Annotated in this window: 22 protein-coding genes; 6 read left to right on the forward strand and 16 right to left on the reverse strand. The window is 54.5% G+C overall.

Features of this window, described 5'->3' with window-relative positions; all coding sequences use genetic code 11:
- From ONB24_09990 to ONB24_10030, 9 genes are all read right to left on the reverse strand, one after another.
- Window positions 1-1113 carry an efflux RND transporter periplasmic adaptor subunit gene (locus tag ONB24_09990; protein MDZ7316441.1) on the reverse strand — a complete coding sequence of 371 codons (1113 nt, stop codon included), beginning with the start codon at window positions 1111-1113 and terminating at the stop codon, window positions 1-3.
- 29 nt (window positions 1114-1142) lie between these two features.
- Entirely contained in the window at window positions 1143-2516 is a 1374-nt protein-coding gene (locus ONB24_09995; GenBank protein ID MDZ7316442.1) for a TolC family protein, read from the reverse strand.
- A 16-nt stretch (window positions 2517-2532) separates the two neighbouring features.
- Window positions 2533-3087, reverse strand: a complete 555-nt coding sequence (locus tag ONB24_10000; GenBank protein MDZ7316443.1) for a TetR/AcrR family transcriptional regulator — start codon at window positions 3085-3087, stop codon at window positions 2533-2535.
- A gap of 151 nt (window positions 3088-3238) precedes the next feature.
- Window positions 3239-3973, reverse strand: coding sequence for an outer membrane lipoprotein-sorting protein (locus ONB24_10005; protein MDZ7316444.1), 735 nt, complete (start codon window positions 3971-3973; stop codon window positions 3239-3241).
- Window positions 3970-5235, reverse strand: coding sequence for an FtsX-like permease family protein (locus ONB24_10010; GenBank protein ID MDZ7316445.1), 1266 nt, complete (start codon window positions 5233-5235; stop codon window positions 3970-3972). The genes ONB24_10005 and ONB24_10010 overlap by 4 nt, the downstream gene beginning before the upstream one ends.
- Window positions 5232-6404, reverse strand: coding sequence for an FtsX-like permease family protein (locus tag ONB24_10015; GenBank protein MDZ7316446.1), 1173 nt, complete (start codon window positions 6402-6404; stop codon window positions 5232-5234). Before ONB24_10015 ends, ONB24_10010 begins: the two co-directional genes overlap by 4 nt.
- A gap of 15 nt (window positions 6405-6419) precedes the next feature.
- Window positions 6420-7154: an ABC transporter ATP-binding protein gene (locus tag ONB24_10020; GenBank protein MDZ7316447.1), complete on the reverse strand. Its 735-nt coding sequence runs from the start codon at window positions 7152-7154 to the stop codon at window positions 6420-6422.
- A gap of 14 nt (window positions 7155-7168) precedes the next feature.
- Entirely contained in the window at window positions 7169-8281 is a 1113-nt protein-coding gene (locus tag ONB24_10025; protein MDZ7316448.1) for a hypothetical protein, read from the reverse strand.
- Window positions 8278-8871, reverse strand: a complete 594-nt coding sequence (locus ONB24_10030) for a TetR/AcrR family transcriptional regulator (GenBank protein MDZ7316449.1) — start codon at window positions 8869-8871, stop codon at window positions 8278-8280. Before ONB24_10030 ends, ONB24_10025 begins: the two co-directional genes overlap by 4 nt.
- A 176-nt stretch (window positions 8872-9047) precedes the next feature.
- Between ONB24_10030 and ONB24_10035 the strand changes: the two genes are divergently transcribed.
- Both ONB24_10035 and ONB24_10040 read left to right on the forward strand, forming a co-directional pair.
- A complete protein-coding gene (locus tag ONB24_10035; protein ID MDZ7316450.1) occupies window positions 9048-10355 on the forward strand; it encodes a replication-associated recombination protein A in 1308 nt (435 codons plus the stop codon).
- A 91-nt stretch (window positions 10356-10446) separates the two neighbouring features.
- On the forward strand, window positions 10447-13071 hold the full coding sequence (locus ONB24_10040; GenBank protein MDZ7316451.1) for a putative LPS assembly protein LptD: 2625 nt from the start codon (window positions 10447-10449) through the stop codon (window positions 13069-13071).
- On the opposite strand, the gene ONB24_10045 is transcribed toward ONB24_10040, so the two are convergent.
- The 3 genes from ONB24_10045 to ONB24_10055 are packed head-to-tail and all read right to left on the reverse strand — an operon-like array spanning window position 13065 to window position 14937.
- Complete coding sequence (locus ONB24_10045; protein ID MDZ7316452.1) at window positions 13065-13532, reverse strand: single-stranded DNA-binding protein; 468 nt, start codon at window positions 13530-13532, stop codon at window positions 13065-13067. The genes ONB24_10040 and ONB24_10045 overlap by 7 nt on opposite strands.
- Before the next feature lie 18 nt (window positions 13533-13550).
- Window positions 13551-14378, reverse strand: coding sequence for an NUDIX domain-containing protein (locus ONB24_10050; protein ID MDZ7316453.1), 828 nt, complete (start codon window positions 14376-14378; stop codon window positions 13551-13553).
- Complete coding sequence (locus ONB24_10055; GenBank protein ID MDZ7316454.1) at window positions 14338-14937, reverse strand: methylated-DNA--[protein]-cysteine S-methyltransferase; 600 nt, start codon at window positions 14935-14937, stop codon at window positions 14338-14340. Before ONB24_10055 ends, ONB24_10050 begins: the two co-directional genes overlap by 41 nt.
- Before the next feature lie 319 nt (window positions 14938-15256).
- Here ONB24_10055 and ONB24_10060 point away from each other — a divergent pair, with 319 nt between their 5' ends.
- Window positions 15257-16093: a hypothetical protein gene (locus tag ONB24_10060; protein MDZ7316455.1), complete on the forward strand. Its 837-nt coding sequence runs from the start codon at window positions 15257-15259 to the stop codon at window positions 16091-16093.
- A 21-nt stretch (window positions 16094-16114) separates the two neighbouring features.
- The gene (locus ONB24_10065; GenBank protein MDZ7316456.1) at window positions 16115-17263 is read left to right on the forward strand and encodes a carbohydrate binding domain-containing protein; all 1149 of its coding nucleotides are present in this window, start codon (window positions 16115-16117) and stop codon (window positions 17261-17263) included.
- 91 nt (window positions 17264-17354) lie between these two features.
- Here the strand turns inward: ONB24_10065 and ONB24_10070 are convergent, their stop codons facing one another.
- From ONB24_10070 to ONB24_10080, 3 genes are read right to left on the reverse strand one after another with little or no spacing between them, the layout of a single operon-like run.
- Window positions 17355-18929 (reverse strand): ATP-binding protein, encoded by a 1575-nt coding sequence (locus ONB24_10070; protein ID MDZ7316457.1) that lies wholly within the window; start codon window positions 18927-18929, stop codon window positions 17355-17357.
- 11 nt (window positions 18930-18940) lie between these two features.
- Window positions 18941-19825 (reverse strand): DUF58 domain-containing protein, encoded by an 885-nt coding sequence (locus tag ONB24_10075; GenBank protein MDZ7316458.1) that lies wholly within the window; start codon window positions 19823-19825, stop codon window positions 18941-18943.
- Between the two features lie 29 nt (window positions 19826-19854).
- Window positions 19855-20856: a MoxR family ATPase gene (locus ONB24_10080; protein ID MDZ7316459.1), complete on the reverse strand. Its 1002-nt coding sequence runs from the start codon at window positions 20854-20856 to the stop codon at window positions 19855-19857.
- A gap of 107 nt (window positions 20857-20963) precedes the next feature.
- Between ONB24_10080 and rlmN the strand changes: the two genes are divergently transcribed.
- Together rlmN and ONB24_10090 are read left to right on the forward strand one after the other, a co-directional pair.
- A complete protein-coding gene (rlmN, locus tag ONB24_10085) occupies window positions 20964-22031 on the forward strand; it encodes a 23S rRNA (adenine(2503)-C(2))-methyltransferase RlmN (protein MDZ7316460.1) in 1068 nt (355 codons plus the stop codon).
- On the forward strand, window positions 22016-22507 hold the full coding sequence (locus tag ONB24_10090) for a TIGR00725 family protein (GenBank protein MDZ7316461.1): 492 nt from the start codon (window positions 22016-22018) through the stop codon (window positions 22505-22507). The genes rlmN and ONB24_10090 overlap by 16 nt, the downstream gene beginning before the upstream one ends.
- Here the strand turns inward: ONB24_10090 and ONB24_10095 are convergent.
- Entirely contained in the window at window positions 22504-23028 is a 525-nt protein-coding gene (locus ONB24_10095; GenBank protein MDZ7316462.1) for a hypothetical protein, read from the reverse strand. The two genes, ONB24_10090 and ONB24_10095, sit on opposite strands and share 4 nt — an antisense overlap.
- Between the last annotated feature and the right edge of the window lie 151 nt (window positions 23029-23179).

Raw genomic sequence — 23179 nt, forward strand, 5'->3', positions numbered from 1 at the left:
TTACTTCTCCTCTTCGATGATCGCGACCGCTGTTCCGTCCCGAAGATTGTTCTGACCCTGAACAACGAGTTTTTCGCCGATGTTCAATCCGCTTTTCACGGCGATGGAAACGTGATTAACATAAGCGACATCGAGCTCCCGCTGCACGGCGCGGTCGTTTTCGACGACAAAGACATTGTACTTTTTCACCACCTCATCCTTGCCGGCAACGCGGGTAAGCGAAGTGTTTTCCACTGCGGCATAACGGGGTACGGTAATCACATTATCCAAAACGCCCGTCGTAACAACGACTTGGGCAAACATGCCCGGTTTGAGGAATCGGTCGCGGTTGTCTACAAGCACTTCGACAGAGGCCATGCGCGTCATGGGATCAAGGATCGGGCTGATTTTGTAGACTTGTCCCTCAAAGGTTCTGTTGCTTTCGCCTTTGATGCGCACGGTCGCCGGCTGGCCGATTTTGAGCAGCCGCAGATCGCTTTCCGTAACGTCAAAGACCACCTTGACCCGATCCATCTGCACAATTTCCACCAGCGGCAGACTGGGCGCCGCCATGTCGCCGGCTTCGAGATAACGCTTGCCGATAATTCCGGTAATCGGCGCCGTGATGGTGGCATCCTGAAGCGAAGCTCGCGCGCTCGCCAGACCGGCTTCTGCCTGCTCGACCTGCGCTTTGATCGCCTTGTACTGCGTTTCCAAAGCGTCGAACTGCTGTCGGCTGACGGCCCCTTCGTTGAACAGCCGTTTCATCCGCTCATATTCGACGTTGAGATTGGATTCCTGGGCGCGCAAAGCATTCAAGCCTGCTTCGGCCTGCCGTACCGCCTGTTCGATGGTCGTGGCCTGAATTTTGGCAATGGCCTGCCCCTTGGAAACATAGGCGCCTTCATCAACATAAAACGTCTCGATCCGGTCGGGAATCTTGGAAAAAACCTTTACCGACAACTCGGCCTGAATGTCGCCGTTGTAAACGATCGACTTTTCTACTTTACCCAGTTTGACTTCGGTGATCGTCACCGGTACTTTGGCTTGCTCTTGAGTTGTTTTGGATTGTGTGCTGCAGCCGATCACCAATGTCATTACGATCAGCAAAAGCGTAACCGAAAAATATTTCATGTGTTGCTCCTTTATTTGCAAAGTCAGATTCAAAGGATTTCCTTCAATCGGCCGGTTGCCAACCGCAGGGCGTACCGCGCCATCTGGTAATCATAGAGCGAAGAAAGATAGTTGAGACGAGCGCTCGTCAATCCCAACTGCGCCGTAAAGACGTCCAGCTGCGTATTGGCGCCCTCTTCGTACATCATGCCGGCCAGGCGAAAGGACTCTTCCGCCAGATGCACCGTCTCGTTTGCCGACGCATAGCGTTCCTTCGCTTCGATCAGCTTGTGGTAGGCGGCCTCCACCTCCGCGGCAATGCCGTCCTCCGACTGCTTTTTTGTGTCCAAAACTACCCGGTAATCGATCTGCGCTTTTTGGTATTGGGCAATCGACTTGAAACCGGTAAACAGCGGCAGCTGCACCGCCACGGCGGAGGTAAAGCCTTTGCTAAAGTCCTTCTGCGCGAATTTCATGTCGTTGCGCATGGCCATATACGAGTAATCGGTTTGGAAAAAGACCTTGGGGAGAAACGCGCTGCGCGCGGCTGTAATGCCTTTGTGCGCCATGTATTTCGACTGATCGAGCACCTTGATCTCGGGCCGAAACTGAAGCGCCATGCGCTGATACTCTTCCAACGCTAAGCCGGTAAATTCATCCTCGGCAAAGGATAGATGTCCTTCCAGCCTAATCGGCGTTTCCATCGGCAGGGCCAGGGTCATTTTGAGAAGGGTCATGACATTCTGCAGATTGTTGCGGGCCGAGATCGCCTCCGGTTTCAGGTTGGCCAGATTGACCTCGGCGCGCATGACGTCGAATCTGGACGCTGCGCCGGCCTCATACTTTTTGCGCACAATGTCCAGATTTTTTTGCGCCTCCTCCAACGCCTGCTTGCGGACATGCGCCACCTCCTGCGCCAGCAGGCAGCCGTAAAATGCGGCGGCCGTCTGGTAGCGCAGCGACTGCGCGGTTGCCTCGAGGCTCTGCTCCGCCGCTTCGGCAGCTGCGCGGCTGATCTGCACGCCTGCCCAACCGGCGCCCCCTAAAAAGAGCGGCTGGGTCAGAGAAGCGCCGTAGACAAACGTATTTTCCAAGCCGAAGGAAATGCGCACATAATCCGGCATCATCGAAGCGCCGGGAAAATTTTCACCCAACATGAATTTGATAAAGTTGGGGATGGTCGTTTGCTGTATGGCCCAGGCATGCTGCAGACTGGCAGTGGCATTGACCTGCGGCAGGAGATTCGAGTAAGCCTCGACGACCGCCGCTTTCGCCTTGCGCACTTCTTTCAGCTTCATCTGATACGCGGGGTTATTGGCCATTGCCAGCTCGACGCTCTTTTCGATCGTCAAAACCAGTTCCTCTTCTGCCGAAGCCATGCCGAAAAATCCGATGAGAACAATTGCCCAAACACTGTGTTTCATACTTGCCTCAATTCATCTATTCGTTCAATCCTTTGAATAACAAATCGATTATCTTGCCCGCCAAGGCGTCGTTGAGAATGACCTCCTTGGATACCAACTGTTTGAGAACAAAATGGCGGATGACGCCCCCAAAGATTTCTGCCGCCAACTCCGGATCCACACCGGATCCGAACTCGCCGTTGCGAATGCCTTCGCCGATCATCTGCACCAACAGTTGCACACCGACCTTCTGTTTGTCCAAATCGCACAACAGGTTTCTATCCGCCGGTGCTGATGAAAGCAAGTTGAAAAAAAATCTGACAAAATCAGGGTGCTTGATCGATTCGGCAAAAAACATTCTGGTTAACTCGACCAGCTTTTCTCTAACCGAAATCTCTTTCTCGGCTATTTCCCTAATTTTGTCCTGAACATAGGCAAAACCGGCAGCGAGAAGCTCGCGATAAATTCCTTCCTTGCTGCCGAAATAGTAATAGATGGTCGGTTTCGAAACCTGCGAAAGCTCCGAAATCTCCCGCATGGAAACGCCGTCGAAGCCTTTTTCGGCAAAAAGATGCGCCGCTGCGGTAAAAATGGTCTCTTTGGTCTGTTTCTCGTCGATGGTACAATCCCTCGGTTGTTCTACCTACCGGTCGGTAAATTCGAAACGCTTAGACGCCGACCTGCGGAAAAGGTTTCGTTCGGCAATGTAATTTTTTGTCAGAGAATGATCAGACCTTGAGCCCCTATCTGCGCAGGGCCGCCTTGGTAAAAAGATGTTCGGGAATGGCGGCGTTGTATTGTATCGATTCGATGATAAATTCCGTTCCCTCTCCGCTCTGCAGTTCGTCCTTAAAGCGGGCTCTGACCGGCGTCCAGCGGCCGTCGAGCAGTTTGACCTCTTCGACTGTGGCGGTTTTAAGCAGGCGACCGCCTTTGGCAAAGCGCTGCTCCTTCAGAACCAGATACCTCTCTTTGTCGACCCATATTTTGCGGGAAGGATAGGCAATATCGGCCGTCTTGGCTTCGAGCTGCAGTATCCAGCATGGGCGATCGCCGATGCTCTCTTCTCCCAAAAGAACGGCATGGTAGAGGTTCGCCAGCTGCGGATCCTCCATCATGTCTTCATACGAAAGATCCGATCCCATGACCGATTGCCGCAGCATATGTCCGGAAATTTTGATGATTCGATCAGTCTGCGGCGAAAAAGTCCACAGCTGATCTTCCAACTTGAGCATTTTGGTGCCCGCTTCGCGCGGAGGGGCCAAATATTCGGTAAAGGCGCGGCGAGTGCCATCGATATAGGACTTGGCTTCGACGATTCTTGTGCTGCGTCTGCCGTGGATGATCATTTTCGAGACGACGATTTTCGTTTCCGAGGTCATGACGGCGTCGACGCGGTGAAGTATTTCTTCGGCAGGCGGCTGCGCCTGCGCTGCTGCCGCAAGCATGCAAAGTGTGAAAATCCAAGAGCGGTTCATACTTCGAGCTCCTTGAACAGTTGGGCTGTTTGCCGTTTGAAAATGCCGATACCGGCAACGGCGGTTCCCAGCGGCGGGGCGATGAGGCCGGGAATCAGGCCGACATAGAGTGCCGCCGGCGTAATTTGGGCGCGGATGACGTTCGTCAACAGCATGTTCGAACCTTTAACGGCGCCCGATATGTCCATCCCTTTGACCTGCAGATAATAGGCTGCGGCCAATCCCAGCGCCGTTCCGATGACTCCGCCGATGAGGCCGATGATCAACGATTCGGCGAGCAGAGTCTGGTAGACATGCAGTTTGGATTCGCCGATGGCCAGCCGCAAACCGAACTCGCCGTATCGCCTCAGGCTGCCCATCAGACCGGCATTCCACAGCACAATCGACATTGCGACTATAAACACGCCGATGACGATGGCGCTGAAATAATTGATCCAAATCAGCATGCTCTCCAGCTCGTTCTGCTCATGAAGGGCAAACATGTGCGGACTGTCTTCGACATCCGTCTGCATCGAATTAAAGTCGGCAACGATGCTTGAGGCCGCCGCCTGTTTGTAGAGCAAATCAGGAAAATAGCCGACGATCTCTGAAGAAGCATTTTCCATATCGAGCATCAAGCGAGCCTCATGCTCATCCACGAGAATAACGCTGCGATCCATGGCGGTTACACCGAACCGGATCGTTCCGGCGATGGTAAAGTTGTGCAGCGTCAAGCTGCCGTAGGCGGAGGAACCGATCAGAGTGGCGACCTCTCCTGGAGATACGCCGAGCTGTTCCGCCAAAAGTTCGCTGATGAGCATCTCATTTTTTTGCTGCGGTAAACGGCCGCGCACGAGCGCGTTTTCCAGATGAAGGATGCGGCGTTCCGGACTCGTCGGCGATAAATCGATCGCCAATCCCATTACCGGCGCCTGAGCACGCGTCTCGCCGAGGCTGTCGGGAATGTCGATCATGCTGCCGAAGCGGGTGCGGGAAGTCCAGATCATCGACGGGTAACGGCTGCGGAGATCGCTGAGCAGACTGTCCGCATCCGCCAGCGCCAGGTCGTTCGGCAACAGATCGGCCTCCGCGGCAAATCCGTTGGTCATGATCTTAACGTGCCCGGTATCGAACGCCGCATTTGCCCACAGAATGTCGTTGAGCGTTCCTTTGATCCAACAATAGCCGAAAACGGCCAGAAAGGCGCCCGCAGCAACGACCATCACCGGAAACAGACTGCGCGAGCGGTCGCGCAGCAGGCCTTTGATGAGAAAGCGGATCATGCGCGCCTCCCCCGCAGGGCGTCGGTCGGATTCATTCGTGCGATCCGCCGCGTCGGCAGCCAGCTGACGATCGTCACCGAAATCAGCACGAGCAGCGTTGTGCCGATGATTAATGCCGCGGAATAGAGCGGATAGAGCCGTTCGCCGATCGCCAGACCAAAGTCGTCGGAATAGCCGGGCAGTTTCCAACCTTTGCGGGCCATCGTCGCCATGATCGGAAAGCCCCACAAGGCGCCGATCAATGCCGCAAGCACGCCGTGCAGCGCGCCTTCCAAAGTAAATAAGCCGATCACTTGACCGCGCGTCATGCCAAGGGCGATCAACGTACCGATCTCTTTTTGTCGACGAAAAATCGATAGAACCTGAGTATCGAAAATCGCCAACAAGCCGAGAAACATCAGGAGGAGATAGAGGATGGAGGCCGAAGCGCTCTTTTGCTTGACCACCTGCCGCAAATCGCTTAAAAGATCATCAAGGGACTTGAACGACCAGCCTTCGAATTCTCCAGGGATGGGTGCTGAAGGACGGATTACGACGAGGGTTGCCTCGTTAGGCAGGTCGAGCATTTGCGCCAGACGATCGAGCGGAAGCCATACGGTGCCGACATCGACCAGCGGCACGGTCGTCTTTAGGATATGAACGATCTTGACGTCGACGGCGTCAAAGGCGCCGCTGCGGTCGCGCCAGCGGACGGTCAGATAATCGCCTTCGTTCAGCTTGAGCTTTTTTGCCGTGCGCGTGCCGATCAAGGCTGGGATCTCGCCTGAATCGTCCTGCAAAACTGCCGACGGCAGTGCGAGAAAGGTTTGTTGCGCCGGAATGCCCTTAAGCTGCAGAGAAACCATGCGCCCGTTGGGAAAGGCTGCGGCTTGGGCGATCAAGATCGGCACTGCCTGGCCTGCATCGATCATCGATTTGAGCGCCGGCGGCAGCGGCGAATGCGCGTCGTCAAGGGTCAGGGCGTCATAAGGATCATAATTCTTTTGCCAATATTGGCCGCCGCCGTAATAGGTGTCGATGAGAGCCCGTGAGGCCTGCTCGTTCATGCCGTTATAGAGACCCTGCAGAAAAATGATCGCCACAAAGGAAATGGAAAGCACAGCCACGTTCAGCCAGGTTCGGATTCCCGCACCGGCTAAATTCTTTACGGCTAATTTCAGCACCATCATACCAATGTTCTCCGCTTAAAAGGAGCCTGCAAGTCCTTGGAACGGCGTCATTGCTTCGTCTTTTATGACTCTGCCGTCCTCCAGGGTAATCTTTCGCTCCAAGTAGCGAATGACTTTGTCGTCGTGGGTGGAAAAGATAAAGGTCGCACCAGTTTCGCGGTTTAGTTTTTTCATCAATTGCAGAATGAGGTGCGAGTTTTCGGCGTCGAGATTGGCGGTCGGTTCGTCGGCCAGAATCAGTTCCGGCTTTTTAACGATTGCCCGCGCGATGGCTACACGCTGACATTGGCCGCCGGAAAGCTGCGCAGGACGGGAGTCGGCGCGGTCGGCCAACCCGACCGACTCCAGCGCCTCCATCACACGCCGTCTGCGTTCAGTTGCCGGCACGTGAAGCAGCAGCAAAGGAAACTCGACGTTTTCATATGCCGTGTAAACCGGCAACAGGTTGAATGTTTGAAAGATAAAGCCGATGTGACGATTGCGCAGTTCGGCCGATTGCCGCGGCGTCAGACGACTGATGTCTCGGCCCATGACGACCGCACGGCCGCTGCTCGGCGTATCCAGTGAACCGATGATGTTTAAAAGTGTCGTTTTGCCGGAACCGCTGGGTCCGACAACTCCGGCAAACTCGCCCGACATGAAGCGCAGTGTAACGCCCCGCAAAGCCGACAAAGTTTGCCCCAGCCCCATCGGGTAGCGCTTTGTAACTTCTTCTAAAATGACCAATGCGTCGTTTCGGCTTTCCGTCATTTTGGCCTCGATTGTTAATGATTCAGAACGATGATCAAAAAAAGGCAATGTCCCTGAAACGGCAAAGCGTTTTCCGTCCGCGTAAACGGCAGAGCTGCAGTTTTGGGAGAAGCCAAGAACGCAAGGTTTATGCTCCAGTTATCGTATGTTCTTCGCCAGACGTAATATTGATAAAGCTCTTTACGTTGCTGATCTAAAAAGTAAATGGCGGCAAATTGATCCCAAAGGCTGAAAGCATAATCCGCCTGAAGCGCGGCAACGCGGTGATTTTCGCCGACGTTAGGCAGATTGAGATCGATTTTGCTCAGCATTTCTTCGAGCAGCACGTGAAGACCATTGCCGAGCGGAAAGGTATAATCCGTTCCGATAGTCAAGAATTTTTGTGTGCCGATTCCTGCGATACGCATTTCCGGCTGCACGCGGGAGGCTTCGAACCAGAGACCGATGCCGAGATCCCATTTGCCGTCCACGGCCAGGCGGTTTTCAGCCGTCCTCGAACCCCCGGAACCGGGCAGGAAGGAAGGCGATTCCACTCTGCGGCGATGCGCCGTGAAGGCGATCTCACCTTTAGGCGTCGGGAATTGGGCTCTGCCGCCGAACTCGAACGCATTCTTGGGTGAGGGAATCAGTTCCAGTCCTTTCGGTTTGCCGCTGCCGAGCAGCGCCCAGCCCTGTACGACGATATTGTGCGAAGAGACCCAGCGCAGCATGCCGCCGGTGACGCCGCTTGTGAGATGCAGCGGGTCACGCGGATCGAGTGAGTCGAACCACATCAGCGGCCGTAATAGCAGAGCCGAACCGAAATCGAGCTTCTGCAGGCCGAACCTGGCCTCGAAATGATCGGAAGACCAGCGCAGCCAGGCACGATAGACTCGAGCGGATGCTTCTCCTTCATGGGCGGAAAGCCGATAATCCCCGCGCAGGTGCAAAGAAAGGGTACCGTCAAGGCGGCCCGAAGCAAGCGGGGAGCCGCCGAACGCCTCCGGCAGGTAATGGAAGCCGACTTGTGCGCCTCCTCTCTTCAAGTTGCCGAGCGCCCAGCCGGAAAGCTGACCGCTGAGGTTGATGTCGGCGCTGTACGACACGGCCCAAAGTACTAGGAGAGGCAGTCCAATTCGATTCTTCATGGCCTGCTCAAGATACCGTAAAAGTAAAAATTGAGCAGATCTTTGACCAACTCGGCGGGCGAAGGGTAAAGCTGCAGCAGCCGCGGATCATTGACCATTTCGGTAAAGCGATCGAGGAGATAAAGATGCAATCCGACGTGCAAATCGTTGCGAATATAACCCTGCTCTTGAGAACGTCTGACAAAGCTTAGGAACTGCTCCTGCTGCCTGCGGGATGCTTCCTCGACCAGGGGCTGCACTTCCGGAAGAGAGCCGTTAAGGATCTCGAGCATGAACTCGGAGCTCATCTCCTTCATAAAATCCAGCTTGAGATCGATCAATTGCCGAATCTTTTCAGCAAAGGGAGCATCGCTCGATATGATTTGCAAAAATTTGCCTTCACCTTCGGCAATCATCCTCGAAAGCAGGTGTTTGACCAAATCAGCCTTGTTGTTAAAAAACTTGTAGAACGTCATTTTGCTGACGTCGGCTTTGGCGCAGATTTCCTCGACGGTAACCCGCCTGACTCCGTAGCGATAGAACAGCTCCCGAGCTGCCTTTAAAAGCAGCTCCAACCGTGGTGAATATTCCGGATTCGCTTGATATGACATTATCTGTCCAAATTTACTAAAAATGAAAAGAATGATGAAAATCGTAATAATTTAGGCATTTCTTTTTATTTCGTCAATATTATTTAGAAGGAATGTCGGCTTGATCAATGCCTTGGATTTTGTACCTTGCAATTCCGCCTGCATTTCGATAAATTGACACAATGAAGCATAAAGCAATGGATTTGTTTGGGGCAGAGGAACGCGTGCGTCCGCCGTTGGCGGAGCGTTTGCGGCCGGTCAAGCTGGTCGAGTTTATCGGGCAGCGCCATCTGCTTGGCGAGGGCAAGGTGCTGCGGCGTGCCGTCGAGAGCGGTCGCCCGGGTTCGATGATTTTTTGGGGACCGCCCGGCGTCGGCAAAACGACGCTGGCGCGCATCATCGCTGCGGAAACCGATTCGGAATTCGTCTCGATCAGCGCCGTTACCGCCGGAGTGGCCGAAGTGCGCAAAATCATCGACGCGGCGCGCGAGAATCGGCGCCGAGGCCGCCGAACCATTCTTTTTATCGATGAAATCCACCGCTTCAACAAAGCGCAGCAGGACGCTTTGCTCCATGCCGTGGAGGACGGCACGCTGCTGCTGATCGGCGCCACCACCGAAAATCCCAGCTTTGAAGTCATTTCGGCGCTTTTGTCGCGTTGTCGAGTTTACAAGCTGGAGGCCTTGAGTAAAGAAGAATTGATGCAGGTATTGGATCGGGCATTGGAGAAGGATGCGGAGCTTCGGGAGATGAACGTGGAATTGACTGTCGAGGCGCGCGAAGCGCTGGTCCTGCTGGCCGGCGGAGACGCCCGCAATCTGCTTACGGCGTTGGAGCTGGCGGCACTTTCTGCGCCTCCGGACGCGGAGGGGAAAAGAGTCCTCGATCGGACGCAGATCGAGGAAGCCATGCAGCGGCGCTCGCTGCTGTACGACAAGGGCGGCGAGTACCATTACGACGTCATTTCCGCTTTTATCAAGAGCGTGCGCGGTTCTGATCCCGATGCGGCGCTCTATTGGCTGGCGCGAATGCTCGACGGCGGCGAGGATCCCAAATTCATTGCGCGGCGGCTGATCATATTGGCTTCTGAGGACATCGGCAACGCCGATCCCCACGCTTTACTGATCGCCACGGCGGCGTTCCAGGCAATCGACGTCATCGGCATGCCGGAAGGGAGAATCGTGCTTGCCCAGGCGACGATTTATTTGGCCTCGGCCCCCAAGAGCAATGCCTCCTACCTGGCGATCGAAGCGGCGACCGAAGAGCTGCGGAAGGGCTCTCCGGCGGACGTCCCTTTACATCTGCGCAATGCGCCCACCTCACTTATGAAGCAGTTCGGTTATGCCGCGGGGTATCGCTATCCCCACGATTTCGGCGGATTCGTCGAACAGAACTATTTTCCCGATGAAAAATCCGTCCAAGTGTTTTATCGGCCGACGGAGAACGGCGTGGAGCAGAAAATCCGCGAGCGTCTTTTGCGACTATGGCCCAGTCGACAGCGATAGCCTACGCAGGGAGTCTTTGACCTTGTCATCGCCCGAAAAGATCGGTTTAATTTGTTTTTTCCTTCTAACGCACTTATCCGCCGGCTTGTCGATGCCGCAGACAAGCAAAGCCGATTCCGCAGCCGTTGATACGCTTGCCGTCAAAGTCGAAACCGTCAAAGCCAAGGCCGCTTCCGGAGACATCGACACAACCGTATTCTACGAAGCCAAAGTCATTTTCAACGATCTGGCTGAACGCAAATCCTACTTGATCGGCGATGCGGTCGTTCGTTACAAAGATATGTCCTTAAAGGCTGCTCAGATTACCCTCGATTGGGACGCGCGATTGATCATTGCAGAGCCGCTGCCGGATACGGTGTGGGTAAAGAGCGACGAGGCGGGTCAGGATTCCGTCCCTCAGGTCAAGTGGGTGGGCGAGCCGGTGCTTTCGGAAGGCGGCACGCAGATGGTCGGCGCGAAAATGATCTACAACTATCGCACGGAAAAAGGACGGGTCATCAAAGGCCGATCAGACGTTGAAGGCGGCAAATATGTAGGACAACAGATCAAACGGGTCGATCCTAAAACCTTCAATATTTCTAATTCCCGCTACACGACCTGCGATTTGGACAGTGCGCCGCACTTTCGTTTCGAGGCGCGGCGGATGAAAATGATTCCCAACGACAAGGTGATCGCCAAGCCGGTGGTGTTGCGCCTGGGCGAAATTCCGGTGTTTGCTTTGCCGTTCATCATTTTCCCGAACAAAAAGGGTCGGCATTCCGGCGTGCTCATCCCGCATTTCGGCTACAGTTATCAGGAAGGAAGATATTTGCGGGACATCGGTTATTACTGGGCGCCGAACGACTATTTCGATGCCAAAGGATCGGTCGACTTTTTCGAACGCTCCGGTTTTCTTTTCCGCGGCGGAGCCAATTATTCGGTGCGCTATCTCCTCAACGGCACGATCTCCGGCTCATTTACCCGCAAGAATTTTGAAACCGGCGTTAAAATGCGGCGGTGGGACCTCAACATCGACCACTCGCAGGAATTGTCTCCTTCGGCCCGGTTTACGGCGCAGGGCAATTTCGTCAGCGATAAGAATTTTTACAAGAATTTCAGCACCGACCTCGATACGCGCCTTAACCGCGAACTCCGCTCCAACGCCACCTTGACGAAAAACTGGTCCAAGCAAAAGCTGAGTCTGAGCGTCAACGTTTCGCAGTCCTACGACATTCAGGACGACGTTCAGACCATCGTTTTTCCTCAAGTGTCGTTTCGAAAAGGGCAATCGGAGATTTTCAAGCCGAAACGGCGCGGCGGTCCCTCGCGTTGGTACGAGTCGCTTTATTACTCTTACAACTCGACTTTGTTGAATCAGGAGCGGGAGTACCTCTCCTTTGTCGATCGACAAGTGGAGACGACCGACGCTTTCGGAAATCCGCTGACGACCACATTCCGCGACACCCTCAAGCAGACCGAAGTGACTCGCCGAGTCAGTCACAATCTTTCCTTGTCCCTAAACAGTCCCAAAAAGTTTTTCGGCTGGCTGCTCCTCAACCATTCTCTCAACTATCGGGAAGACTGGTTCAACGAAACGTACTCCTATTCGTACGATGAGGAGACCCAAAAAATCATCAGCGAAAAGGAGCCTGGCTTTGCCGCGCGGCGCACCTTTACCTACAGCGCTTCGGCGAACACCAAAGTCTACGGCGTGTTTCCGGTTGCCATCGGCGACATCAGTTCGTTCCGTCATGTCATTACGCCGGCGCTGTCTTTTTCCTACGCTCCCGACTTTTCCAAACCGGAATGGGGATACTTTCAGGTCATCGAAAAACCGGACGGTACTACGATTAAAAAGGATCGTTTCGGTTTTGGTACGCCGAGTTTCGGCAGCGGCGTCATAAGTCTGAGCGTACGCAATTTGTTTCAAATGAAAAAAGGAGAGGGAAAGAAGGAGCAGAAAATCGACCTGTTCAATTTGGATTTCAACACCGGCTACAACATGCGGGCGGAAAAGAACAAGCTCAGCGACCTGCGCACCTCTTTAACCGCCAATCCGATGCAGAATCTGAGCGTCAGTGCCGACATGTCCCACAGCTTTTATCGCTTTGTCAACAGCAGATCGGGCCTCGGCACGTTGACGGATGACTATTTATGGGAAAATGAAGGTTGGAAGCACCTGGCCTTTGCCCGCATGACCGATTTTCGGCTCAATTTTCGTCTTCGACTCCAGGGCAAAGGCGAAGGAGGCGGACGCCTGCAGGAAAGAGAGATGCCGAGAACCTACGGCGAGCGGCGACTATCGGAAATGGGCGAGCAGGAATTAGGGGTGATGGAAGAAGAAATCTACCGCAGCGAGGTCAAGTCGGAACTCGATCGGGTGCGTCGTTCGCTTTCCATTCCCTGGCGGATGAATCTCAATTTCAACTTTAACCTAAACCGCTTCAACCCGGCACGGCCGCAAAAAAGGTACTATCTGGACGTCTCGGGGTTGGAAATGAATCTTACCCGCAACTGGCGCATCGGCTACAGCGCGCATTATGATCTTGCCAAACGGGAGATCTCTCACCATCGATTCAGTTTTTACCGTGACCTTCATTGCTGGGAGGCGATCATCGACTGGGTGCCCACCGGACCGGGCAGGCGCATTTATGCGCGGCTCAGCATCAAATCGCCGATGTTCAAAGACATCAAAGTGGAAAAACGCGGCGGCATGCGCAGCGTGCTCGGTTATTGAGCCTCGGCTTCGTTTTCCTGAATCTGCTCCTCCTCGCGACTCTCGCCGTTTTCACTGCCGGCAATGCGGTAAAAGCTGCCTTTTTCCAAATATTGGATCCATTGAGCGCTGATCTGAACCGGACAGAAATGCTCTTCCGGTCGGGCGTTGGGCATTGACTGCAGCTCGCCCATAATGACGACGGCGCTGCCTTTACGCAGGTGTTTGGCGCATTCCTGCGCTTGTTTGGCCCAAACAACCACGCTGACATAGACGGGCTCCCGCTCCAAGCCCTCGATTTTTTGCGGTTGCGGCTCCGGCTGAGTCACGACAATGAAATTGGTCACCGGAATCCCTTTGCGCGTATGCCGCAAGGGAGGATCGTGCAGCAGCTTGCCTGCGATCATTACGCGGTTGACGTCCGGATGCCGCGATTTAGGCGATTTTTCACGCATTTGGGTTCCTTTTGCCGTTTCGTTCATTTTCCTTCCCCGTCTTGTTCAACTGATCAGTTCATAATACACAGCCAGCGAGGCAAAAGCCGAAGGGCTCCAGCTTTTTTGCGGATCGCATAGAAGCATGGCCAGAGTTTCGCGCCGGCGCGGGATGTCGGCCAACAACGAATACTCTTTCCGATCGCATGCCTTTAGCGCCCGTGCCCTGATCTGTTCGCTGTCGAGCAGACTGCGGGCTGAAAAGATCAGCTCCGGTTTTCGATTGGGAGTAGATTCGATCAGTCCTATGATGCACAGCTCCATCTCCTCCGCATGGATACCGACTTCCTCCTCAAGCTCTTTGGTCATTGCCGCAAAGACGTCCGGCTTGCCGTGCCTTGGCGGCTCAATATGTCCGCCGAAAACGTCCCAGGCGCCGGGAAATTCGCCGACACGTTCGCTGCGGCGAATAAAGAACAGCCGGTCATCGCGGCTTGTCAGCACGGCGCTGATGCCCAGCGCCCGCGAAAGCCGCTCCGCGCCCCAGTCCCGCAAAATTGCCTCTGTTTGACTATTGGAATAAAGAAGAGTTCGGTAGTCGGACGGACGCAGATGCAGCGTCAAGTGATCGTTCGTCAGCTCCCAACTATCGAGGCGGACCACGCCGCCGTTAAAGATGTATTCTTTTGACAGCGACGCCCAATGACGCTCGATTTCCTCGGTCAGCGCCGTGGGTAGGGTCAAGGGCTCTGGCGTCCAAACGATGCTCGTTTGCTGGATGCTTAAGGAACGACAGAACTGTAAAGTATAGACTTGGTCGTCGAAAAAGGTCATGATTTTGATACTGTCCCTTTTAATGGGATGCAGGGCGGCCCGTTTTGTAGCCGTCAACATCGGCAAGATCGAGCCGACCGCTGAAGAGTCGACTGGCTCCGTTTTTCAAGATCCTTTCTCCGCTCGGGTCGAGCACCATTCCCTCGAGTTCGAGCAGAGTGCGTTTTAGCTCAACGCCGCCGCGGTAACCGCCCAAGCGCAGATCGCTGCAGACGACGCGATGGCACGGTACAATAATCGGCGTCGGGTTGGCGCCGTTGGCGGCGCCGACCGCCCGCAGCGCGGTCGGTTTGCCGCTTCTCACGGCGACCTCGCCGTAGCTCTGCACTGTCCCATAGGGGATTTGACGAACCGCCTGCCAGACAGCTGTTTGAAAAGCCGTGCCTTCGCAGTCTAACGGCAGATCAAAAGATTCTCTTTTGCCTGCAAAATAGTTGTCCAGACAGGCAACCAGGCGGTCGATCAACGGATTACTGCGCTGCTTTATCCATCCTTTGGCGCGCAGATAGGATTCGAACTCGACTTTATTAAAGCTGACGACGCAAATTCCTTGCGACGTCGCTGCCAAATAGAGAGCTCTTTTTTGCCAAAGATAGACGGCGGTATAAATTTTATTCATCGCAAAAAAGTATTATTTGCGCGGCTTTTTTGCAAGCTTTAAATATTGCTGAGACTTTATTGAGAAAACAAACAATAGCCATGAAAGACATAAGGCGATAGCGACAGCTGTTTTAGAGGCTTCTATCCATAAAAATTTTAAAGAAAATTTAGCGCTCCGGCTCTCCTGGTGGCCTGAAAAAGATCGATAAGACTTTTCAACAAATCGGCTTTGTCGATACGGTGACGATCTTTGCCCACCGCCGAAAATCGGCTTTAAGAAAATTTTTAAATTGCAAAATGAAGATTTTTTTTGCTATTTTTTTTTTGTGAAGACCACAATGCTGAAACGCCTGCAGATCGACGGCCATGTCCATGTTTACCCGATGTTCGACGTCGAGCGGATGATCGGCTGCTCTCTTGCTAATTTCCGCAATAACCAGTGTCGGGAAGGAGGCGGAGAAGAACCGGTCAGGATTTGGCTGTTGACCGAGCGGCAGGATTGCTCCTTCTTCTCCACAGCGCTTGAATACGAAAGCGCCGTCTATCGATTTCTGCCGTCGGCGGAAGCGGAATCGCTGATGGTGTTCGACCGTCGTTCGGATGCGCCGATGTTGTGGATTGCCGCAGGCCGCCAATACGTCACTCGGGAGCGCGTGGAAATCTGCGCTTTGCTTTGCCGATTTTCTGCGGCGGATGGTCTTTATGATGCAAAAGATGCGGTTCATGCCGTGCGCCAAGCCGGCGGGATTGCCTCCGTCAATTGGGCGCCGGGAAAGTGGTGGGGGAGTCGCGGCCGGGTAGTCGAACAGTTATTGCGCGACTTTTCGCCGTCGGAACTGTTGATCAGCGACACCACCATGCGTCCGCTCGGCTGGCCGAAACCTCACCTGATGAGGGAAGCAGAGAAGAACGGTTTTCGGCTGCTCTGCGGCTCTGATCCCTTGCCTTTTCGCGGGGAAGAAAGATGGGCAGGCGCCTATTCTTGTTATACGGAAGGCGAATTCAATCCTGAGCGCCCCGCCGACTCTCTGAGGAAGCTTTTGAGCAGCGGCGCACCGCTTTCGGCATGCGGCAAACGTTCGTCTCCGTTTCAGTTTGCCTTACGACAATTTTCGATTATGAGAGAAAACAAACAACGGATCGATGCGTCATCGATTCGGCGTTCGATGGTCTAATCTAAAAGAAAGGAGTCCGTTATGTCGTCTAAATTGCTATGGATGATCATGGTAATTGCGCTGCTGAGCTTTTTGCCGCTGACGGCAAAAGCGGAAATGTCGGTAGCGATTACCTATCCGCCCAACGGCGCCGTCATCGCCCCTTGTCAAGATATTACCATTACTTTTGACGTCAAGACAACCGGCGAGACGATTAAAGAGCTCCGGCTGTTCTACAACGGTCTAACGCGCGGCCTAGTCAGAAAGGAGCCCTGGGAATATGTGTGGAAAAATCTACAGCGCGGCCGCTATACTCTGCAGGCGCAGCTGAAGGATACCAATAACAACATCGTCTGGTCGGATCCCATCACCTTCCGCGCCGGGCCGGTTTCGAACGGCGAGAAGCTTCTTAACGGCAGCTTTGAGTGCGATACCAAGCTCACGCATTGGATACTGCAACTGAACGAAGGGGCGCAGGCTACGGCAACTGTTGTGCCTGATACCTATTTTGATGATGCCAACTATTTAGTGATTGAGATAACGAACGGCGGAAGCGCGACCTGGCATATCCAGCTCAATCAAACCTGCCCGCTTGATTCCGGACACGTCTACGAAATCTGGTTTTTTGCCGATTCCGATATAAAAAAGACGATCGACGTCGGAATGCAGGAAAATCAAGCGCCTTGGGCTGCTCAGGTTTGGCAGTCTGTAACTATTGACGGCGCCAACCTCTACGGGCCGATCGAATTCGAAGCCACCCGCACCGATCCGACCAACAACTTTCGCGTCAACGTCGGCGGCAATACGACGACCATTTATCTCGACGGCTTTAGCGTCATCGACAAATCCGCCACGGGCGTCAAATCCAAACGGATCGATGCTGCCGGCAGAATGGTGACCGAATTCGAACTTTTGGCCGCCTATCCAAATCCCTTCAATTTGTCGACGACCGTTCCCTTCCGGCTGTACCGCGAGGCGAATATCCGATTGGCGGTTTTCAATATGCAGGGACAGGAGATCAAGGTATTGGCTGAAGGCGTGCAGCCTGCCGGAAGCCATACGGTTGTTTGGGACGGTACCGATACCGCCGGCAACATCGTTCCAAGCGGCGTCTACATAATCCGCCTGGATACCAACGGACATCGCGGCATGCCGATCCAATTAAGCCGCAAGATCGCCTTGGTGAAATAGGGGGTTGGGGCCATTACGGTGTGCCTGACAGGGTCGTGACCGGCCTTTATGCTGAAAATATGAAGCCCCGTCCTAAAACGACGGGGCTTTTTTATTGCCGCATTGCCGGTTTTTCATAGGGGAGAAAGACGGTAAAGGTGGAGCCTTCACCTTTACGGCTTTGGACATCCAGTGTGCCCCCGTGATCGGCGACGATACGCTGCGCCAAAAAAAGACCGATACCGGCGCCGCCGGCTTTGGTTGTAAAGTAGGGGTCGAAAATCCGTCTGCGGGTTTCCTCATCCATGCCGCAGCCGTGATCAATCACCTGTACGACAGCAACATTTCTCACTTTTTCCCGAAATACGTTGACGACTACTTGTTCTCCTGGCGGCGACGCCTCAACGGCGTTCTTGATCAGATTGGTGACGACGCTGCGGATCTGCTGCTCATCGAGCGATAGCGGCGGCAAGTTTTCTTCCACCGTCAACTCTATCTCGATATTATTGTTGAGGCGAAACAGATCTACCGTTGAACGAACGATTTCAGCTAAATCGCAGGTCTTGAAAACGGCATGGGGCATGCGGGCAAACTGGGAAAACGCCTCGGCCAAACGACGGATGGAGGCGATTTCCTTGCGCAGTGCGGCCAGCGTCTGATGCAGCTCTTCAGTCTGCGGGGAGGTCTTGAGTCCCTCTTCCAACCGGTAGAGCGAAAATTCGATCGGCGTCAAAGGATTCTTGATTTCGTGCGAGATTTGGCGGGCTGCATCGCGCCAGGCGGCGGCGCGTTCCGCCCGTTGCAGCTGCTCGCGGCTGATGCGCAGCTCCTCAGTCATGCGATTAAAGGATTCGACTAAAAAAGCGATCTCATCCTTTGCCTCCGCCACGACTCTATAAGACAAATCACCGGCGCCGATTCGTTTCATGCCTTCCGTCAGGCGCAGAATGGGAGTGCTGATGTCCCGCGAAACCTGACCGGCCAAGAGAATCGCCAGTCCTCCCAGGCTGAGGAGCAGCAGCGCAGCGAGCCCCCAGATGGTCTTTTGCTGCAGCATGCGTTCGCGCATGACCAAAAGGGCGGCCGCTTGTCGCAGGGTGCGGCTAACGGCGTCCTTGGCTTCGACGAGCGGCTCCGGCAATCGAAGGCCGACAAAACGGATGACCGAGTCGACTTGGACAAAGGTCTCGAAATAGGTTTCTCCGCCGCGGGAGATCAGTTGACCTTCCTGCAGCAGACGATCTTGTTCTTGAGGACTCGTCTGGAGAAAAGAGTGCGGATCCAGGTCGGGCGCGGCTTTGGTTTTCTGCAAAAAGACACCGCGGCGGGAAATTTCGCCGCCGTAGGCAAAACCGAAGGCCTGCAGATTTTCCGGCGAAAAGTCTTCCCGCCGCTTCACCGATGAAAGAAAACATCGCCCTTCATGCTGCAGCCGACTCTTCAAAGCATCGAGGGATAGGGTGAGGGTGTGATCGAGGTCGGAAATGATGAACGCGTCGGCGGTCTGCAGCAGCAGCTGGGCAAAGAGGAAAGAAAAGAGGACGGTCGGAATGACGGAAAACAGAAAAAAGAGAGCGGCTAAACGGCTTTGAAAGCGCATCTTTTTCCGCCCTCTTGACCATAAAAAAACGGCTGCCGAAAGTCCAAGCACCAGAATTGAGATCGGCCATTTCAGCATGGCGTTCATTTGCTTTCTCCTCAGCCGCCGATGCGCTTGCGCTTGATGAGATACTCCAGCAATACACGGTCAAGCGGCGTATCCGTTCGTACCGTCACATAATCGATACGGTGTGAAAGGCACTCGCGCTTCATCTCTTCGATGAATTGAGCAGCCAGCCGCCGATATTCGCTGCGCACATGCCAAGGCTGTGTAGGCAGCGTCTCGCCGCTCTCCATATCTTGAAAAAAGCCGTCCTGGCGAAAGTCGAAGGTAATCTCGCGCGGATCGAGGAGATGAAAGACAATGACCTCGTGCTTTTTGTGGCGAAAATGCTTGAGTCCGGCAAGGATCTCGCGCGGCTCGTCCAAGAGGTCGCTCAGCAGAATGATCAAGCCGCGGCGGTGAAGACGTTCAGCGGTTTGATGCAAAGCCGCAGCGATGCGGGTCGATGAGCCCGCGGCGGTGTTCTGCAGCTCTTTGAGAATCAAAGAGAGATAAGAAGGTACGGAGCGCGGCGGCAAAAGGGTGCGGATGAGCTGATCGAAAGTGACCAGGCCGACGGCGTCGCGTTGCCGCAGCATGAGAAAAGTGAGCGATGCTGCGAGGATGGCGGCGTAGCGCAGCTTGGTGATTGCATGCGAAGTGTAGCCCATGGAGGCGGATGCGTCGAGCAAAAGATAGGCTTTGAGGTTGGTTTCCTCTTCGAACTGCTTGATGAAAAAACGATCGGTCTTGGCGTAGATCTTCCAGTCGATGTGACGGATTTCGTCCCCCGGCATGTAAGGCCGATGCTCGGCAAATTCGACACTGAATCCGTGGTAAGGGCTTTTGTGCAGGCCGGTAATAAAGCCCTCGACGACCAGCCGGGCGATCAGTTCGAGGTTGCCCAGTTTGGAAACGATCTGCGGCTGCAGAAACTCCAAACCGGCGGTGTCTCTGACGGCTTCGATGTTTACTCTCCCTGCATCAGCATGTCAATGATGTCTCCGGCGGTGACTCCCTCAGCCTCGGCGTTGAAATTAGTCACCAGACGATGCCGAAGCACAGGTTTGGCGACCGACTGCACATCGGCAATGTCGGGCGTCGGCCTGCCGTCGAGCACGGCGCGCGTTTTGGCGCCTAAAATCAAGTATTGCGAAGCACGCGGACCGGCGCCCCAGCTGATCCAATCGCGCACAAATTTCGGCGCATCGGCGCTCTTGGGACGCGTGCGGCGGACGAGCTGTACGGCGTAGCGGATGACATTGTCGGCTACCGGAACGCGGCGTACCAGCTGCTGCAAGGCGATGATTTCCGCCGCATTGAGAATCGGTTCGAGGCGAACCTCTCCGGCGCTGGTGGTTGTGCGCACGATTTCTTCTTCCTCTTCGGCATTCGGATAATCGACCCACAGGTTGAACATAAAACGGTCGAGCTGCGCTTCCGGCAGCGGATAGGTACCTTCCTGTTCGATTGGATTTTGCGTTGCCAGAACGAAAAAGGGCTCTTCCAGCTTAAAGGTCTCTCCGGCGATGCTGACTTCATGCTCCTGCATCGCCTGCAGCAGAGCCGACTGGGTTTTTGGCGGTGTGCGGTTGATTTCGTCTGCTAAAACGATGTTGGCGAAAACGGGTCCCTTGACAAACTTGAATGCTCTCTTGCCGGTCGTCTGATCCTCCTCGATGACCTCGGTTCCGGTAATGTCCGACGGCATAAGGTCGGGTGTAAACTGAATGCGGCTGAACTTTAAATCGAGAGCCTTGGCCAGCGTGCTGATCAGCAACGTTTTGGCCAAGCCGGGCACGCCGATCAAAAGACAATGGCCACGTGAGAGCAATGAAATCAAGAGCTCATCGATGACGGCGCGCTGTCCAATGATCACCTTGCCGATCTCGTTGACGATGCGGTCGTGCGCCGCCCTTAGCGCCTGGATGTTTTCCGTATCGCGTTCCGGATTGTGAAACTGGGGATTCATTCTACCTCCGATTTGCATTGCATCAAAGTACAGATTTCTCGTCTGAAAGTCAATAACGCCCGGCAAGTGAATGAGTTGCAAAGCGCGGCAAAAATTGCTAACTTTATATGATGCAAAAATCCGTTGAAAAACCAACGCTAATCGGGCTGAACGAAGCAGGATGCATCGAGCTGATGCGGCGGCTCGGCGAAAAGCCCTATCGCGGTCGTCAGCTTTACCGTTGGCTTTATCGCCGCCGTGCCGCCTCCTTTACAGAGATGACCGATCTTCCGGAGACGCTTCGGCAAAAGCTGAACGAAACGGCTGATTGGGGTCAGCTGGAACTGGTGGAACGCGATGACCGCTCCTCTTCGGGTTCGATCAAATATCTATTCCGCCTGCGCGACGGGCGCCACATCGAGAGCGTCTATATTCCGGATCCGCCGCGGTACACGGTCTGCGTTTCCTCCCAGGCAGGATGCGGCTTGAACTGCCGCTTCTGCGCCACGGCCCGGCTCGGCCTGCAGCGTAATCTGACGGTAGGGGAAATCGTCGAACAGGTCATGTTTATTATGCGCGATCGGCCGCAGCCGATCACCAACGTCGTCTTTATGGGCATGGGCGAACCGCTGGCAAATTATGAGCATGTGATGGAGGCGGCGGATCTGTTGAGCGACGATAACGGCCTGGCCATCGGAGCGCGGCGCATCGTCATCTCCACCGCCGGGCTTGCCGATCAGATGATTCGCTATGCGGATGAAGGTCGAAAGTATCGACTGGCTGTTTCTTTGAATTCGCCGTTTCAGGAGCAGCGCGCCGCTTTGATGCCGATTGCGAAACGCTTTCCCTTGGACGTTCTGCTTCAGGCCGCCGAGTATTATGCCCGAAAGTCGCGCAAAATTCTAACGTTCGAGTACGTGCTGTTCGCCGATGTCAACGACAGCCGCGAACATGCCGAAGCTTTGAAAAGAATCGTCAAAAAAATACCGAGCAAGATCAATCTCATCCCCTATAACCCTACAACGGCGGAATTTCGCAGACCCGATGAGGAGCGGGTGAATCAATTTGCTCAATGGCTCTTGCCGCTGCATGCCGGTTTGTCGGTGCGGTGGAGCAAAGGACACGATGTGAACGCTGCCTGCGGCCAATTGGCCGGCAGACGTATAACGGAGGTTCAAGCGTGCGTAAATTCGTGATAGGTGTGATGGGCGGGGCTCAAGTTTCTCGGCAGGATTACGATCAGGCGCGGCAGTTGGGCGAACTGATTGCCGAACAGGGTTGGATTCTGCTCAACGGCGGCCGCGATGCCGGCGTCATGCGCGCTTCAGCGGAAGGCGCAAAGCGTCGCGGCGGCCTTACGCTCGGCATCCTTCCCGGACCCGATGCCGACGAAGCCAATCCATTCATCGATATTGCCGTGGCAACCGGCATGGGGTCGGCCCGCAACGTGATCAATGTTCTTTCCAGTGACGTCATAGTCGCTTGCCGCGGAGGCGCCGGAACCATCTCGGAGATTGCCTTGGCGCTGAAAAGCGGCAAGACCGTCATTCTGCTGGGCTGGTCGACGGCGCCGCTTTTTGCCCAAGAAGCGGAGGAGGGCAGACTCGTGACGGTAGAGACGCCGCAGGCCTGCATCGAAACGATCCGGCGGATGGTCAAAAGACTGAGCTAAGGGGTGCGCGGCATTTGCGCAACCTTGTTCTCCAGCTCGGCAAGACGCAACTTAAGTTGTCGAATCTGCTCCTTCTGATCGTTGTCGCAAGTCGTCATGGTTTTGGCGTACGCGGCCAATTGCTGCTCCAGCTGCTTGGCCGTCTCCTCCAACTGCGCCGCGCGATTTTCGAGCTTGGTCATCCTGATCGAAAGACTTTGATCCAGGTGGTCGAGATTCTTTTTGACATGTGAGGCTGTAAAGCGCAAATTCGATGCTTTACCGGTCAGTTCGTCCAACGATTCCTTCAGCTTTGCGAGCTCTTCACGACCTTGGCGCGTCTGCTGGTCGATCTCGTTCGTCTTTTCCTGCAGCAGCTGAATCGAGTCGTCCAGCTCTTTGAATTTGGCGACTTGTGCTTGGCGAAAAATCGGTTGAGAAAGAAGGTAGGAACCGGCAAGACCGGCAACGAACCCAATGATGGCACAGGCAGTCAGCACGATAACGATGCCGTACCCTTTGCTCAAGGTTTTTTCTTCCATAATACCTGCCTCTTGCTAAGCATTACAAAAAAAGCATATCAAAATCTTGTCAAAGAAGCAAACACTTTTTTAACATTTTTCGATAACACTTGAACAATTGCCCCCAATTGACTTATATTCACTGCGTCAGTTTCCTTGGGGGAAGGCGCGG

The organism is candidate division KSB1 bacterium, from assembly GCA_034505495.1.
Lineage (GTDB): Bacteria > Zhuqueibacterota > Zhuqueibacteria > Residuimicrobiales > Krinioviventaceae > Fontimicrobium_A.